This is a genomic window from Exiguobacterium sp. s129, assembly GCF_018617585.1.
In the GTDB taxonomy this organism is placed as follows: domain Bacteria; phylum Bacillota; class Bacilli; order Exiguobacteriales; family Exiguobacteriaceae; genus Exiguobacterium; species Exiguobacterium aestuarii_A.
Window position 1 is genome coordinate 176,347 of sequence record NZ_JACSKL010000001.1, and the last position, 16,239, is coordinate 192,585.

The window sequence follows — 16,239 nt, forward strand, 5'->3', positions numbered from 1 at the left end:
TTCGGAATTTAGGGGGAATACTCAATGTCTGGCTCAACACTTATTTTGATCGCCTTAGCCGGGATTTTCTTGCTCTTATTTTTAGTCATTCGCACAAAGCTTCACGCATTCGTTTCGTTGTTACTTGTCAGCTTAATCGTCGGGGTCGCGGCCGGCATGCCGCTCGGGGACGTCATCGCCTCCATCCAAAGCGGGATGGGCGGTACGCTCGGCTTCGTCGCCGTCGTCGTCGGTCTCGGCGCGATGTTCGGGAAGATGCTTGAAGTGTCAGGTGGCGCGGAACGCCTCGCCCAGACGCTCGTCAGTAAGTTCGGGGAAGACAAGGCACAATGGGCGCTCGGGATCACCGGGTTCATCGTCGCCGTTCCGGTCTTCTTCGATGTCGGTTTTATCATTCTCGTCCCAATCGTATACGGTCTCGCCAAAAGGACGGGACGTTCGCTTCTCTACTATGGGATTCCGCTCCTCGCGGGCCTCGCGGTCACGCACAGCTTCATCCCGCCGACACCTGGTCCGATCGCTGTTGCGAACTTGATCGGTGCCGACCTCGGTTGGGTCATCTTATTCGGTGTCCTCGCCGGGATTCCAGCAATGATTTTAGCCGGTCCCGTTTTTGGGAAGTATATTGCTAAGAAGATTCATGTGACGATTCCGGACTACATGGAATTTGAAGAAATCGACACATCGAAAGAATTGCCAAGCTTTAAAATGATTTTGTCGCTCATCTTGATCCCGCTCGTGTTAATCTTGGCGAATACGCTCTCAGCGGTACTCTTGGATGAAGGCAACGCCGTCCGTGACTTCTTGACGTTCCTCGGACACCCGTTCGTCGCCTTGACGATTGCAACGCTTCTCACGTTCGTCTTCCTCGGGACACGCCGTGGGTATTCACGTGACGAAGTACAAGAGATTGCAACGAAAGCACTCGAACCAGCCGGGATCATCATCCTCGTCACTGGGGCCGGTGGCGTGTTCAAACAAGTCCTCATCGACTCAGGTGTCGGTGACGTCCTCGGTGAAATGATGGCTGGTTCACCACTTCCGGCAATCGTACTCGCCTTCTTGATTGCAACGGTCGTCCGCGTCGCCCAAGGATCGGCAACGGTCTCGATGGTCACAGCAGCAGGACTCATCACACCGCTACTTGAAATCCAAAACATCACGGGCGCGGCACTCGGTTTGATTGTTATCGCCATCGCTTCAGGGGCGACAGTCCTCTCACACGTCAACGACTCGGGCTTCTGGCTCGTCAACCGTTACTTCGGTCTCGACGTGAAAGACACGCTCAAGTCATGGACGATCATGGAAACAATTATCGGACTCACCGGCTTCGCCGTCGTGTTCTTGATTAGCCTATTCATCATCTAAGTTAGGAAGTGATTGTGTGTTTACGATTGGGGTCGATATCGGGACGACGAGTACGAAAGCCGTCCTGTTCAACGGTCATCAACAACTGGCGGTACATAACGTGTTGTATCCGCTTCTCACGCCCGATACGGAGACGGTCGAGCAAGACCCGGTCGTCATCTATGGGGCCGTGCTCGAAGCCGTCTCGGCGGTCCGCGCCAAAGCGGACGGTCCGATTCGCTTCGCATCGTTCAGTTCGGCGATGCACAGCTTGATTGCACTCGATGCCTCAGGACGTCCGCTCACGAACAGCATCACATGGGCCGACAGTCGGGCAAATCCATATACGCAAGAAATCAAACGCGACTTTGATGCGAACGCGCTCCATATGCGCACCGGTACTCCGGTTCATCCGATGGCACCGCTGTCGAAGCTGCGCTGGTTGAAGGCGGAACATCCTGACGTCTTTGAACAGACAGTCAAGTTCGTCTCCATCAAAGAGTATGTATTTTATCGGTTGACGGGACGCTTCGTCGTCGATCACTCGATCGCTTCGGCGACGGGACTATTCAATTTGAAACAACAGGATTGGGACACAGAGGCACTTGAGGTTGCTGGTGTGACACCAGATTGTTTATCTGAACTCGTGCCGACGACAGAAATTTTACATGTGACACCTGAAGTGACCGAGACGCTCGGCTGGGACTTCCCGCTCGTCATCGGGGCAAGCGATGGTGTACTCTCGAACCTCGGTGTCGGTGCCTTCGAACAAGGGGTCGTCGCCGTGACGATTGGGACGAGTGGCGCCATCCGGACGGTCGTCTCAGAACCCGTGGAAGATCCGAAAGGTCGCATCTTCTGTTATGCGCTGACGGACAAACATTGGGTGATCGGTGGACCGGTCAATAACGGCGGCATCATCCTACGCTGGCTCCGTGACGAGTTCGCAGCAAGTGAGGTCGAGACAGCGAAACGGCTCGGGATTGACGCATACGACGTGTTGACCCGAATCGCCGAGACGGTCAAACCGGGTGCGGACGGTCTCCTGTTCCATCCGTATTTGATGGGCGAACGCGCTCCACTTTGGGATTCAAATGCACGGGGTTCCTTCTTCGGGCTTAGCATTCACCATAAACGGGAGCACTTCATCCGCGCTGTGTTAGAAGGCGTCATCTTCAACCTCTATACGGTCATGCTCGCACTCGACGAGTTGACGGGCGCACCGAACCGCATCCATGCGACGGGTGGCTTTGCCCAATCGAGCCTCTGGCGCCAAATGATGGCAGACATCTTCGATACACCGGTCGTCGTGCCGGAAAGTCACGAGAGTTCATGTCTTGGGGCAATCATGCTCGGAGAGTATGCCTTCGGGGACATCGAGGAATTCCAAGAAGTGCCTCAAGTGACCCACGAGCATACACCGAACATGGAAGCGACGAATGTGTATCGCGAGCTCTTGCCGATTTACATTCGCCTGTCGCGTCACCTATCGGAAGAATATGAAGCCATTTCAGCGTTTCAGCGGAAGCATGTTTAAGAAGAGGCCGAGTTCATCGCGAACTCGGCCTTATTTATTGATCCACACAATTAATCTTTTTTCTAGGTTAGATTCTTAGAGCGAAAGAGATGTTATACTTTTCATGATTAGAAATCCATTCTAGATGATGAAAGACGAGGTAAAATCGAATGAGTAACATCCTTGATTCTTTGATTGCGGCAATCCCCTTTTTCTTCTTTGGCGTATTGCTCATTAGGTCAAAAGATCAGACGAAGTCTAAAGAGACCGGATCACCGACAGACGGAACTGAAATCCTGTTCAGTTTTTTTCTATCTTTTTTCAGACCAAAAGTCTTAGGATATGCATTCATCTTGCTTGGTCTATCATTTGTCGTGATAACGTTTTTTGTAAATGTCATATAAGCTAGTGAACTACTCGCCACTTATTTGCTTCGCAAATTAAAGGGGGAGCTTCTTGGGAAGACCGTACTTTTACTAGCCACGGTTGTTTACCAAGCTCGTCCAGCACTATAAAGCACCGTCGGTCACGAACTGACAACACGCCCTTCAATCTTAGGATTGAGGGGCTTTTCTATGACTATCCCCTGTTGATCATCCACGGTACACTAAGAGGATACAGGAGGGGTTCACGATGACATTCACGACGACCCGCTGCCTCATCCGACCGTTCGAACGACATGATATCGAACCGTTCATGGCGTATCGGAACGACTTTGACTGGATGAAGCATCAATCGTTCAAAGGTCTTAGCTATACCGAGTACGAGAACGCACTACTCGGCGCACAATCACTTCAACACGGTATGCAACTCGCTATCATCGACCAAGCGACAGATGGGTTGATTGGGGACGTGTATATCCACCAAGAAGGTACGACGTATTGGATTGGCTATACCATCACACCCGCACGCGCTCGCCAAGGTTATGCGTTCGAGGTGATGTCGGGATTGATTCGTCACTTGGCCGACCAAGGTGCGGAAGTGTTAAAGGCCGGCGTCCTTGAGACGAACGAGGCGTCCATCGCGCTATTGAAGAAATTGAATTTCACCTATCTCACGACAGAACTCGACGAACAAATTTATCGTCTCGATGTCTCGGATATATGATTAGGTATGTGTCATATGTCACTTGTTTTTTGACTCGAGGGAGCTATTGTTGGAATGAAGAAACGCGTTCTATTACTCATGTCTATTTTTTTGTTGATTGGTACTTTGTCACAGGCGGCGATCCCGGAACCGAAAGCGTATAACGACCCGAGCCTCATCTATCTGACGCTTGATGATGGACCGAACTGGAAAACCGGAAAGCTGCTCGATATTTTGAAGAAGCATCAGGTAAAGGCCACTTTCTTCATCCTTGGGAAGAATATCGAGGGGAATGAGCATCTCCTTCACCGCATCGTCGATGAGGGTCACTTGATTGCTTTACACGGGATGACACACAAGCGTGAGGAGTTTTATGCATCACCGATGACGGCCGTCCGTCAAATGAAAGACGTACAACGTCTCGTTTACGAGGTGACCGGTATCCATACGAATATGGCCCGGACGATTTACGGGAGTGATGAAGGCATGACGCCTGCGCATTGGCAAGTGATGACCGATGCCGGTTTTGAGATTTGGGACTGGAATGTCGGTAGTCTCGATCATGTATATAAACAAGACAATGCCCGCGTCGAACAACGCGTGTTCAATCGACTCGAGGCGAATCGTGCCGCCAACATCGCTTCCATCATCTTAGCGCACGATCATTCGATGACGCCAGAAGCACTCGATACAATCATCCGCTATGCGAAAGAGCGAGATTACGAATTTCGGACGCTCGAGGGCGTTCACCCGCCCCATAACTTTTTGGATGCGTGGGAACCGCATGCTGACGAACATACAACTCTATGACTGTAGGCCATCTCGTGGTCTACAGTTTTTCACATGAAAACAGCGCATCGGGATTCCGATACGCCTTGTCTATCCGACGACACTTTCTGTCACGTGTGTACGGTTTCTGCCACTATTTTTTGCCTCATACAAGCATTCATCTGCCAGGCGAATCATCTCACGAAGGTGCTCGCTCTTGCCGTTCGCAATCCCAATCGAAACGGATAGATGAATCCGCTCGTCATCGAGTAGCTTGAACTCATGTTTGGAGATACTATTTCGAATCCGTTCCGCCACGTTGACCACCTCGGTTTGGGAGAGCATCGGAATCAAGATGCCGAACTCTTCTCCCCCGATCCGCGCTTTAATGTCCTGATTTCGCGTCTCTCGGTGCAACAGTTCCGCAAACTGCTTCAACACCTCATCCCCGTTCGCGTGGCCATATTGATCGTTGATCTGTTTGAAGTGATCGATGTCCAAAAGCAAGACATTACATGTCGCATATTGCACTTTGAACTTTTTCATCTGCATCTCCCATGCCCGACGATTGGCGAGACCCGTCAAATGGTCAGTCTCCGCCGAGATTTTATACTCTCTCACACGGTGATGGATGAGGTACAGATCAATATTCAACATGGTGATCAACAATCCAATCGGGAAGCTGATCATCGTAACCAACAACGCGACATCTACAGCATTTTCTGTAAAGCCTCCCCCGACAAGAATCCCCATGGCTGCGACCAAACATATCCATACGTTCAACGTAAGACCAAATTGGAACAGCCATTTCTGTAGCCAAACAATCCGGTATGTCAGAATCATACCAATGACCATCGTAAAGAGGGCAACGCACGCCAGAATCGAGTAAAAGTCGATGCCATAGCTGAATCGGTGAATCGACATGATGGTGGCTGCGATGAATAACGGTGAGACCAGACGGTAAAATCCGAGTAAAAGGAGAACGAGAAACCGAAAATCAATTTTTACGGTATTCTCAAATTGAACGCTTTGCGTGATTAGAAAAATCCCGAAACAGCCTGATAACACACCGATGAGGAGTTTCTGAATGTGTACATGTCTCGTATGATAGTTCATGATCTTTGAGATGAAATAGATGCCAGTAAAAGAAATACACGAATTGGCGATTAGACTCATGAACATTAGTTGGACCCCTTCACATTTGTCATGTTACTTCTACTCTCTACATATATCCAATTTCCATCATCAGCTAACGTATCAAAGTGTAAAACTTTCTACAAAATGAATATTTTTCCTTTTTTCACAAAAATCGAGCCCTTTATGGACTCGATCCTCACTTATCGTTCATATGTCACCATCACAAATTGACCGGATGCGCGTTGACTTGTCAGTCGAAGTTTCGTCTCTTTTGTTCCTTCTGGGAAGAGAGGGATCCCTTCACCTAACACAACCGGGGCAATCGCAATCTCATACCGGTCAATCAAGTCATGTTCCATCGCTGATTTGATGACTTCCCCGCCACCGATGAGCCAGACATCTTGATCAACTTCCTCTTTCAATCGGTGAATCAGTTCTTCGATTGGTTCATCCGTAAACGTAACGTGCTCGGCTTCACGGTCGGGCTGACGCGTCAAAATATAGTTCGGTATGTTTGGATATGGATACTCTTCCGATAGTTGCAATACTTCCTCATACGTCTTTCTTCCCATGATGACGGCACCAACGGTCTTGAAAAATTCAGCGTATCCGTTGTCCCCGTCCCCTTCCACGGCGAACAACCAATCGAGTTGGTCGTTCGACCGGGCAATCTTCCCATCTAAGCTCATCGCAATATACAACACTACTTTCGGCATCGTATCTTCCTCCTTGATTCGTGATATATTAAGCTTACTCAATAAATACGACAAAAGATGACGGGAATGATAGCTATGAAAAAACGGCACTTGCAACTGATTCGGCTGCTCAATCGAGGGCGACGTGTCACCGCTGAAGAACTGGCTCAAGAGACAGGCGCTTCCATCCGGACGATTCAACGAGATATGCTGTCGCTCGAAGAACTGGGTTATCCGATTTGGAGTGTGCCTGGGATCGGTGGCGGCTATGAGATGCTACCGAACCGCTTGTTACCACCCCTTCACCTCCGTGAAGAAGAGGCTGTCGCGCTTTACCTTACGCTCAAATGGATGGAACACATCCCGGACGTCCCATTTGGTGATATACGACATACGCTGTCCGACTGGTATGTGAACGAGTTGCCGCAAGACTTGGATACGAAGATTCGTCGATTGGAACGAAACATTTTGTGGCTTGGGAATAAACAGATTCCAAAAGCCCCGTTCACAAAAGACATCTATCAGGCGATCGAGCGCAAGAACAAGATCGAGATGACGTATCGAACGACGAAAGGACCACGTACGTTCATCGTCGCCCCGGTCGGCATGGCACTTCTTGACTTGAAGTGGTACGTCTTCGGGCTCTCCGATCTCGGATTCCGGCAATATCGGATTGATCGAGTGGAAGCGGTCAAGTTGCTCGAGGAACCGTTTGAATCCGAGGATTTGGTGACCTCGCTTCAGGAAAGTGATGAACGAATCGGTGTGACCGTTCAACTCGAGCTGACGTCACTCGGTCGTCGTTTACTTGAAGATGTATTACCCGATATCGAAGAAAAGAATGAATGGCGCGTACCCGAAGAAGATCTTCCATTTTTGTCGAGGCAATTGTTGAAGGCTGGAGCCGAAGTGGAGGTGAAGGCGCCGAGTGCGTTGCGGGAGATGATGAGAGAGCATGCGGAACAATTGATACAAAGATATATGTAAGTTTCTGAGTAAGTGCCACGAAACATTTATGAATTTTTATGCGTATACAAGACCAACAATCGACAAAGGCGGTATGCACATGCATCACGAGAACAAAAAGTTCATCCACTTATTCAAAGACGGACAGTTCGATGACATTTATCATCAAATGTCCGATTCGTGCAAATCTCATTATTCCATGGACATGTTTCATCACGAAGCGTCTTCGTTTCATCATGGAATTCGGCGCTATCGTCTGCTCAATGAAATGGTGTTGAACGGGAGTCGGTATGTATTATGGTCGGATTTCCGAAAAGAAAAGTTATTGTCCGTTCAATTCAATCGCGTGAATCAGATTGAATCCATTCAGATGACGGTCACATCCTCTTCAAAAGAGACCAATCCTTTCACAAAAAACAAATACCACCTTCCATTCAAAGAGCAGTGGTTCGTCGTCTCAGAAGGGACGAACATCGGGATGTATCTTCATGAACCGATTCGAAAGAAACGTGAAGGCTATGACTTTTTGAAAACAAAAGATCAGCAATCTTACAATCGCAGAAAAGTTGGGATGAATGGATCGTATGCGTTCGGAGAACAAGTTCTGTCACCACTCGATGGTACAGTTTATCAGGTCGTCGATGGGCTACCAGATGAACCAAATCCTGATCATCCACTCGGAAATCACGTCATCATTCAACATAAACATGATGAATACACGCTTCTCGCCCACTTAGAGAGCGGTTCGATTATTGTCAAAGTTGGAGACCAAGTGAAGACCAAAAAGGTGATTGCCCGCTGCGGACGCTCCGGCAACACAGTAGAGCCACGCTTGCATACGCGTGTCATGAATCACCCGACTGTGGACACCGCGACCGCCCTCCCGATTCGATGGAAAGGTCGACAGCGACCGGTGCGTGGAAAAGTGGTCACTTCCCGCGAAGAGGACAGTTGGTCAAATGGGCTCGCAGGCCTCGATTTCTCAGAACTGCTCTTTTATATTATTCAGGCCATTCCGAGATTATTCTTTCACTTTTTCAGATAAGAAAACCCCTCAGAAATCTGAGGGGTCCGTGATCACATATCCAAATCTGTGAACGCGAGCGGAACGAGTTCCCCAAGCGTCACTTCTTTCACATCGGCGTTGCCGTTTGTCAGGAGTACTTTGAAGTCAGGATCGCCGAACTCGACCATGACCTGGCGACAGATGCTGCAAGGTGGCAAGAAGTCTTCCGTGTCCCCAGACACGGCAACCGCTTCGAAGTCACCTTTTTTGTATCCTTGTGCTACCGCTGTGAAGATCGCTGTGCGCTCTGCACAGTTCGTTGCTCCGAACGAGACGTTCTCGACGTTGACGCCGTCGATGACCGTGCCGTCCTTCATGAGAAGTGCCGCACCTACGCGGAACTTCGAATATGGTGAATACGCATTGTCCTTCAATTGGCGTGCGCGCTCGACTAATTGTTGTTGGTTCATCTTAAGTCATTCCTCTCGAATATCGAATGAACTGATGCCAGTCCCCATGCCTCTCATTTTTGGGCAGGATTTATAGCATACACCCGCCCTTTGGAGAAGTCAACGACTTTTTTAGAACGCTTTCATAAGGAAACAAAAAAGAAGGAACTCCCGCTCCTTCTCCCTTCCGATTCACTTTTATACTAACTCTAACTGTGCGACAGGCGATTCTTCCGTTTCTGTCTGCACATGATGGCGACCAATCGGAATGACAGACGGGGAACCGGATACCGGGTCACACATGACCGAACAGCGAAGATTAAAGACCCGATGAATCAAATCACACGTGATGACGTCCGACGGCTTCCCTTCCGCAATCAACTTCCCTTTATCGAGTGCGAAGATATAGTCCGCATAACGTGCTGACAAGTTGATATCGTGCAGCACCATGACAATCGTCGTCCCGTACTTCCGGTTCAAGTCCGTCAACAAGTCGAGAATCTCGACCTGATATGTGATATCCAGATACGTCGTCGGTTCATCTAAAAAGAGGACGTCTGTCTGTTGGGCAAGTGCCATCGCGATCCAGACGCGTTGGCGCTGTCCACCTGACAACTCATCGATGGGACGGTCCGCAAACTCCGTGATGTTCATCATCTCCATCGCCTCGGCGACAGCCTCATAGTCGGCTTTCGTCCATCCCTTCAAGAACGATTGATGCGGATAACGACCGCGACCGACGAGATCGGCGACCGTGATTCCTTCCGGTACGACTGGGGACTGTGGCAACATCCCGAGGACACGCGCTAGCTTTTTCGGTGCCATCTTCGAGATCGGCTTATCATAAAGCGTCACTTGACCGGCACTCGGCTTGATGAGGCGTGCCATCGTCTTCAGTAGCGTCGACTTCCCGCAACCGTTCGCACCGATGATGATGCTAATTTGATTGCTCGGAATTTCAAGACTGATATCGTTCAAAATCATCTTGTCCTCGTATCCTGAGGTGAGATGTTCCACTTTCATAATGGATGCCATTTAGAAGTCCCCTTTCTGGTTCATCCGAATCAACAAGTATAATAGATAAGGCGCGCCGATGATGCCGGTGATGACACCGACCGGATAGCGTGCCGTGAAGGCGAATTGTCCGACGAGGTCGGCCGCGAGTACTAAGATGATCCCGACAAGCGCTGCCGGCAAAATCCCGGCGTGACTCGTCCCGACGAGGCGTTTGGCAATCGGTCCCGCCAAAAAGGCGATGAAGGCAATTGGTCCCGTCGTCGCTGTCGCGAGAGCGAGCATGAACACCGCGGCAACGATGAGAAGTAATCGGGTTTGGTTCGTATTGATTCCTAGCCCTGTCGCCGCCATTTCACCGAGCTCGAGCATCTCGAGCTGACGGGTGAGTAACAGTACGATCGGTAAACAGATGAGTACCGTGATGATTAAAGGCGGCAACTCTTCTAGCTTCGCCCCATTTAGGCTTCCTGTCAACCACCTCATAGCCATCGCGACATCATTTTGTCGGCTGATGAGCAGTAAGTAATTGATGACCGCCGTGAGCATCGCCTGGATGCCAATCCCGACCAAGACGAGGCGTCCGATGGAAAAGGCGGCCCCTTTGGATAAGAAATAGATGACGAGCACGGTCACGAGTCCCCCGATAATCGAGGCAATCGAGATAATGGCCTCGCTCGACTGGAGGACGACGATACAGAAGACGGCCGCCGCACTCGAACCGGTCGTGATGCCGATGACGTTCGGGTTGGCGAGCGGGTTACGAAGCATCGTCTGGAAGATTGTTCCCGCGGCACCAAACGCCGCCCCGGCGAAGACACCGGCGAGCATGCGTGGTAAACGAAGGACCTCAACAGCAAACGTTGCCCCTTTCACATCTTCTCCGAGCAAGACGCGAATCACGTCCTGAACGGGATAAATCGTATTACCTAGCATAAGCATCAAGCCGCTCAGCGTGAGCGCGATGACGGTCAAGAGAAGCGTCATCCCGACGTAGCGACGGCGGCGCTTCATGCGTCCTTGTCTGATTTGTTCAATCGCTGGTTGCATCATAATCCTCGTACTTTCACTTTCATCGTCAATAGAATCAAGATCGGCGCCCCGATAAACGCCGTCACAATCCCGACCTCAAGCTCCCCCGGACTTCCGAGCAAACGTCCGATGACGTCTGAGAAGGTCAGGATGATGGCACCGGCAAGGGCAGACATCGGCATGAGATAACGCTGGTCTGGACCGAGCACGAGCCGAATCAAGTGCGGGGCGAGTAAACCGATGAAGCCAATCGGGCCGGCAAGCGCCGTCGCCGCCCCACACAGGATCACGCCAGCAAACGAGGCAGTCAGCTTCAACGTACCCGTTCGAACCCCAAGACTCTTCGCCATCTCTTCTCCGAGTGCGAGTGCGTTCAAAGAAGGTGCGGTCACGACTGCAATCACGAGACCAATCAATAAGAACGGTAAAAACGTATAGATGGAATCGATGTTTCCTGCCCCAACGCTCCCGACTTGCCAGAAGCGGAACTGATCCATGACGTTTGACCGCGGGATCATGAGGGCCATGACGAGGGATGACAACGCCGCACTCGTCGCTGCTCCCGCCAAGACGAGTTTGAGCGGGGTCGCCCCACCTCGACCGAGCGAACCGATGCCAAAGACAAAGATGGCTGTCAACAACGCTCCGACGAGCGCGAACCAGATGAACGCACTCGCTGTCGAGATGTTGAAAAACGCGATTCCGATGACGACAGCAAGCGCTGCTCCCGTGTTGACTCCGAGAATACTCGGGTCGGCGATTGGGTTACGCGTCACCGACTGCATGAGTGCCCCCGCCACACCGAGCGCTGCCCCGCACATGAAACTGAAGATTGTCCGGATGACCCGCTCCCGGACGATGTCCGCTTCATACGACTGAACAGCCGGACGGAATAAACCGTCCAGCAGTTCATTCCACCCGACTGTCCGTGAGCCGAAGGCAAGGGATGCCAGAATACATACCACCGCCAGTACGAGCGTCCCGATTAACAGGAGCGGGAAGTACTTCGGGGTATGCATCTGCTTCACCTGATGTTGCATCATTTTACTTTCGCGAGCGCGTCCGATACGCGTGAGACGTACTCATCGATCGTATATTCAATCGAGAGCGGTGTCGGTGTACCTGCCGCTGCGAGTGGCGTGTTATCTTCGATCAAGACGACCGATCCGCGTTCGATGGCTGGTACTTTACTGTAGAGTGGGTCTGCTTGGAGCGCCTTTAACGTGTCTTCATTTCCGTAAGTGACGAAGATGTCAACGTCGTTCAAGATATCAGCGTTCTCTTTACTGAGTTCAAGATAGAAGCTATCTGTCTTCTCTGCTTCGTCGACAATGTTTTGTGGATACTCCATCCCGAGTTCTTCGATGAAGGCACCACGTGGGTCACCCGTCGTATAGATATAGAATTTTGAAAGGTCTTCCGCGCTCATCGAGACGAATGCGGCTTTCTTTCCAGCAATCTCAGGAACGGCTGTCGCTTTGTCGGTGATCAACTGCTCCGTGTCTTTGATTAGCTGTTCGCCTTCTTCACCGAGTCCCATTGCGAGTGAGTCATAGCGAACCATGTCTTGCCATGACGTGACCCAAGGTGTTTCTTGGTACGCCACGACCGGCGCGATTTGGCTGAGTGTGTCGTAATCTTCTTGCGTAATGCCTGAGTAGGCCGCCAAGATGACGTCCGGGTTTGAATCCGCGATTGCTTCAAAGTCTAATCCATCCGTGTCTTGATAGATGTTCGGATTTTCTTCTCCGAGTGCTTTCAACTTCTCTGCTGTCCATGGAAGCATACCGCTGTCGTCTTGGACACCGTAGTTCGCAGCCGAGAATCCGACCGGTACGACATCGAGGGCAAGTGCGACGTCATGGTTTCCCCATGAAATCGTTGCGATACGTTCTGGTTTCTCTTCGATGACCGTTTCACCGAATGCGTGCTCGATTGTGATCGGGTAACCTTCTGCCGATTCTTCCATCCCTTCATTCGTGGAAGCGTTCTCAGCTTCTTCCGAACCACAACCGGCTAAGATGAGTGCAAATGCCGATACAAAGATGAACATATGTAACCATTTCTTGAATGTGTTGTTCACGTGATTTTTCTCCTTTTCGAACTTCTCTGTATTTTGTCGATACTGATAATCATTATCAGTTATGAGTATAGACCTGCTCCTAAGTCATGTCAACCGCTATTCGGCAAAGAAATATAAAAAAACCTGCCGTTTTAGGACAGGTTGCTTAGGACTTTCGATGCCGTCGCATGACGTCTGCGATCGGTTTATCTTGTTTTTCAAGCTCGGATACGATTCGTTCATGATCCGTGTCGCTTCGGTTTTGACTTAACTTGAACGTCGCCTGGATGTCGGTGATGTCAATCCGAAACCCGACGACGCCATGCATCTGTCGCTTCACCGGTTCCGATAACGTTTCCCAACGTACCGCATGCTCACGCTCCCCTTCGTGCTCATGAAGCATGCCTGCAAGTTCCTCCACTAATTCGTCCTCGTTGAGAATCGTCGCACGTCCATACACGTGTACGGCTTGATAGTTCCATGTCGAGACGTCTTCATGACCGTACCATGACGCCGATACGTAGGCGTCTGGTCCTTGGAAGATGACGAGAACGGTTTGATCTTCAATCGTTCGCCACTGTGGATTCGCTTTCGCAATATGTGTCGTCAGTTGTCCATTCGCCTCATCGAATCGTAACGGGATGTGCGTCGCAATTGGTTTGTCCCCGTCATGCGTCACGATGGTGCCGAACGGATGGGCATGCAAAAAAGCAAAGATGTCAGCTTCGTCTTTCACGGAATAACGGTTTTGGATATACATGTCGAACCCCCTTTCCCCTATTATATTCTGAACAAGACGGGTATAACGACACAGAAGGAGGAATGTTTTTATGAAACCAACAATCAAAGCGATCGTCTTTGACGTATATGGCACCTTATTCGACGTCCATTCGGTGAAGGACGCCTGTGAACAAGAGTTCCCTGAAAAAGGAGCAGCCATCAGCCAAGTATGGCGGACGAAACAACTCGAGTATTTCTTTTGGCGCCACATGATGGGACGCTACGAAGATTTCGAGTCGGTGACCCGTGACGCTCTCCGTTATGCGTTAGCCGTCCATGACGCAACATCCACAGACGACATCGAACAACGTCTCATTGAATCGTATGCGCACCTGACCCCATATGAGGAGGTCGAATCGGTCCTGAAAGAGCTGCATGACGTGAAGACCGTCATCCTCTCGAACGGGACGGACGAGATGCTCGAGGCACTGCTCCGTAACGCCGGTCTTGCCGATTATTTCGATGAAATCGTCAGCGTCGACGGGATCAAACAACCGAAACCAACACCAGCCGCCTATATGCATTGGTTCAAGACGTCCGGCCTTCGTCGTGACGAGGTACTCTTCTTATCGTCGAACGGATGGGACATCGCCGGGGCGAAAAACTTCGGCTTCCATGCGGCCTGGATCAATCGGAACGACTTGCCGTTTGAAGCGTTCGATGTGGAACCGGATGCGATTTATAAAGAGTTGAACGGAATTATGGAATGGGTCTAACCTGCTTCGGTCGAAATATGAGAAAATAGAAAAAACATAACCGAAACGAGGGAGACAGATGGCACATCGTATTTACACGACAAGCTTTGCAAGCGTCTATCCACATTACGTTGCGAAAGCTGAACGGAAAGGACGGACGAAAGAAGAAGTCGACATGATCATCGAATGGTTGACGGGTTATGACGAGACCGAACTCGAACGTCAAATTGAGGATCAGGTTGATTTTGACACATTCTTCGCTTCAGCACCTCGCCTGAATGAAAATCGCGCCCTTATCAAAGGCGTCGTCTGTGGGGTCCGTGTCGAGAACGTCGAGGAGCCGCTCATGCGCGAGATTCGCTACTTGGATAAACTCATCGATGAGTTGGCGAAGGGTAAGAAAATGGAGAAGATTCTACGGGGAGGCGAATCATGATGGACGTGACGACACTCGTGGACGAAGCACGGCTCGATTCCTTCATTCATCTAATTGAGGTCATCGATGAGCATCTACCAGAAGGCTTTGAAAAGACGACGGACGGACATGGCGTCCATTACGTCGTCCCGCTCGAGCGATATCCGTCCGGTTATCACGTCACACCGGGTACACCTCTTCCCTTTGTCAGCGTGATCGCGCAAAAGCGCCATGTCGGACTCTATCATATGGGCATTTACGCCGACCCTGAGTTGCTCGCTTGGTTTGAACAAGAGTATGCGAAACGCGTCCCGACGAAACTCGATATGGGGAAAAGCTGTATTCGCTTCAATAACGTGAAACGGATCCCGTTTGATTTGGTCGGGGAACTCGTCGAGAAGATGACTGTCGATGAATGGATTCAGCGCTATGAAGGAAACCGAGGCTAACGCTTCGGTTTTTTCGCACATTCGTTTTCTTTTGTGAACCGAGTATACGGTATGCTTAGAAAAAAGGAGGGACGCCTCATGCCACGCTGGCTGAAAATCACTTTGTTCTTACTCGTGTTTGGCACGTTGTTCTATATCACTCATTTCCACTATGAGTTGCGTCCGTCCGACATCAGGGACATCGTCTTGTCGTTTGGATTTTGGGGACCGTTATTCTTTATATTCCTTTATGCCATCGGTCCGGTCGCATTTTTACCGACTTCCGTGCTGTCACTTGGAGCCGGTCTCGCGTTCGGCGTATGGCCAGGGGTGCTCTATATCATCATCGGTGCGACCGCTGCTGCGACGACCGGTTACGTCATGGGACGCTTTTTCGGCCGCTCGGTCATCAACGTCGACCGCTATCCGTGGTCAGAGAAACTGTTCACCCAAATGGAGCGTCGCGGGTTTTTATACGTCTTTGTCCTTCGGCTCATCCCGCTCGTCAGTTTCGACTTGCTCAGTTACGCCGGAGGGATTTCTCGCGTCCGTTTCCGTGCGTTCGTCCCGGCGACCGTGCTCGGTATGATTCCAGGGACGTTCGCCTACAGTTTCCTCGGGGCGAGCCTCGCGTCAGGTAGCGTCACGACGATCTTCATCGCCGCACTCGTCTTCGTCGGATTGATTGTCATCACATATATCTTCCGTGAGCCCGTCAAGAAATGGCTTGGCTTAAATTGAAAAATCATGAAAGAGAGCTTCATGCTCTTTTTTTGTGCGCTCAATGTGTAATTCGTATAAACATCAATGAACTTCGTCCGATATGTATAGAGCCACAACAAA

18 protein-coding genes are annotated in these 16,239 nt (G+C 50.5%); 10 read left to right on the top strand and 8 right to left on the bottom strand.

The features are described 5' to 3' along the window. Nucleotides 1-24 precede the first annotated feature (24 nt). The 4 genes from KNO92_RS00765 (at nt 25) to KNO92_RS00780 (ending at nt 4,759) form a co-directional block, all read left to right on the top strand. Nucleotides 25-1,368 carry a GntT/GntP/DsdX family permease gene (locus KNO92_RS00765; RefSeq protein ID WP_214759749.1) on the top strand — a complete coding sequence of 448 codons (1,344 nt, stop codon included), beginning with the start codon at nt 25-27 and terminating at the stop codon, nt 1,366-1,368. Between the two features lie 16 nt (nt 1,369-1,384). Beyond that, a complete protein-coding gene (gntK, locus tag KNO92_RS00770) occupies nt 1,385-2,884 on the top strand; it encodes a gluconokinase (protein ID WP_214759750.1) in 1,500 nt (499 codons plus the stop codon). Nucleotides 2,885-3,496: 612 nt separating this feature from the next. Continuing rightward, complete coding sequence (locus KNO92_RS00775) at nt 3,497-3,970, top strand: GNAT family N-acetyltransferase (RefSeq protein WP_214694379.1); 474 nt, start codon at nt 3,497-3,499, stop codon at nt 3,968-3,970. 54 nt (nt 3,971-4,024) lie between these two features. Further along, nucleotides 4,025-4,759, top strand: a complete 735-nt coding sequence (locus tag KNO92_RS00780; RefSeq protein WP_214694388.1) for a polysaccharide deacetylase family protein — start codon at nt 4,025-4,027, stop codon at nt 4,757-4,759. Between the two features lie 69 nt (nt 4,760-4,828). Here KNO92_RS00780 and KNO92_RS00785 read toward each other — a convergent pair whose 3' ends face one another. Continuing rightward, nucleotides 4,829-5,899, bottom strand: a complete 1,071-nt coding sequence (locus KNO92_RS00785; protein WP_214759751.1) for a GGDEF domain-containing protein — start codon at nt 5,897-5,899, stop codon at nt 4,829-4,831. Nucleotides 5,900-6,054: 155 nt separating this feature from the next. Beyond that, the gene (locus KNO92_RS00790) at nt 6,055-6,570 is read right to left on the bottom strand and encodes a dihydrofolate reductase family protein (RefSeq protein WP_214694392.1); all 516 of its coding nucleotides are present in this window, start codon (nt 6,568-6,570) and stop codon (nt 6,055-6,057) included. Nucleotides 6,571-6,645: 75 nt separating this feature from the next. Here KNO92_RS00790 and KNO92_RS00795 point away from each other — a divergent pair, with 75 nt between their 5' ends. Beyond that, nucleotides 6,646-7,536 (top strand): helix-turn-helix transcriptional regulator, encoded by an 891-nt coding sequence (locus KNO92_RS00795; protein WP_214694394.1) that lies wholly within the window; start codon nt 6,646-6,648, stop codon nt 7,534-7,536. 79 nt (nt 7,537-7,615) lie between these two features. After that, the gene (locus KNO92_RS00800; RefSeq protein ID WP_214694396.1) at nt 7,616-8,560 is read left to right on the top strand and encodes a peptidoglycan DD-metalloendopeptidase family protein; all 945 of its coding nucleotides are present in this window, start codon (nt 7,616-7,618) and stop codon (nt 8,558-8,560) included. A 32-nt stretch (nt 8,561-8,592) separates the two neighbouring features. Here the strand turns inward: KNO92_RS00800 and KNO92_RS00805 are convergent, their stop codons facing one another. The 6 genes from KNO92_RS00805 to KNO92_RS00830 all read right to left on the bottom strand — a co-directional run bounded on the left by KNO92_RS00805 (nt 8,593) and on the right by KNO92_RS00830 (nt 13,838). Further along, on the bottom strand, nt 8,593-8,991 hold the full coding sequence (locus KNO92_RS00805) for a cytidine deaminase (RefSeq protein WP_074035820.1): 399 nt from the start codon (nt 8,989-8,991) through the stop codon (nt 8,593-8,595). Nucleotides 8,992-9,168: 177 nt separating this feature from the next. After that, the gene (locus KNO92_RS00810) at nt 9,169-10,005 is read right to left on the bottom strand and encodes an ABC transporter ATP-binding protein (RefSeq protein ID WP_214694398.1); all 837 of its coding nucleotides are present in this window, start codon (nt 10,003-10,005) and stop codon (nt 9,169-9,171) included. Continuing rightward, complete coding sequence (locus KNO92_RS00815; protein ID WP_214694400.1) at nt 10,006-11,037, bottom strand: FecCD family ABC transporter permease; 1,032 nt, start codon at nt 11,035-11,037, stop codon at nt 10,006-10,008. After that, nucleotides 11,034-12,035 carry a FecCD family ABC transporter permease gene (locus KNO92_RS00820; RefSeq protein ID WP_483297442.1) on the bottom strand — a complete coding sequence of 334 codons (1,002 nt, stop codon included), beginning with the start codon at nt 12,033-12,035 and terminating at the stop codon, nt 11,034-11,036. Before KNO92_RS00820 ends, KNO92_RS00815 begins: the two co-directional genes overlap by 4 nt. Before the next feature lie 20 nt (nt 12,036-12,055). Continuing rightward, complete coding sequence (locus tag KNO92_RS00825) at nt 12,056-13,069, bottom strand: iron-siderophore ABC transporter substrate-binding protein (protein ID WP_214695118.1); 1,014 nt, start codon at nt 13,067-13,069, stop codon at nt 12,056-12,058. 175 nt (nt 13,070-13,244) lie between these two features. Then, nucleotides 13,245-13,838 carry an FMN-binding negative transcriptional regulator gene (locus tag KNO92_RS00830; protein WP_214694403.1) on the bottom strand — a complete coding sequence of 198 codons (594 nt, stop codon included), beginning with the start codon at nt 13,836-13,838 and terminating at the stop codon, nt 13,245-13,247. 70 nt (nt 13,839-13,908) lie between these two features. Between KNO92_RS00830 and KNO92_RS00835 the strand changes: the two genes are divergently transcribed. The 4 genes from KNO92_RS00835 to KNO92_RS00850 all read left to right on the top strand — a co-directional run bounded on the left by KNO92_RS00835 (nt 13,909) and on the right by KNO92_RS00850 (nt 16,137). Beyond that, entirely contained in the window at nt 13,909-14,574 is a 666-nt protein-coding gene (locus KNO92_RS00835) for a haloacid dehalogenase type II (RefSeq protein WP_214694405.1), read from the top strand. A 58-nt stretch (nt 14,575-14,632) separates the two neighbouring features. Next, nucleotides 14,633-14,989 carry a DUF2200 domain-containing protein gene (locus KNO92_RS00840; protein WP_214694407.1) on the top strand — a complete coding sequence of 119 codons (357 nt, stop codon included), beginning with the start codon at nt 14,633-14,635 and terminating at the stop codon, nt 14,987-14,989. Next, on the top strand, nt 14,986-15,417 hold the full coding sequence (locus KNO92_RS00845) for a DUF1801 domain-containing protein (protein WP_214694409.1): 432 nt from the start codon (nt 14,986-14,988) through the stop codon (nt 15,415-15,417). The genes KNO92_RS00840 and KNO92_RS00845 overlap by 4 nt, the downstream gene beginning before the upstream one ends. A gap of 78 nt (nt 15,418-15,495) precedes the next feature. After that, nucleotides 15,496-16,137 (top strand): TVP38/TMEM64 family protein, encoded by a 642-nt coding sequence (locus KNO92_RS00850; RefSeq protein WP_214694411.1) that lies wholly within the window; start codon nt 15,496-15,498, stop codon nt 16,135-16,137. Nucleotides 16,138-16,239: the final 102 nt, after the last annotated feature.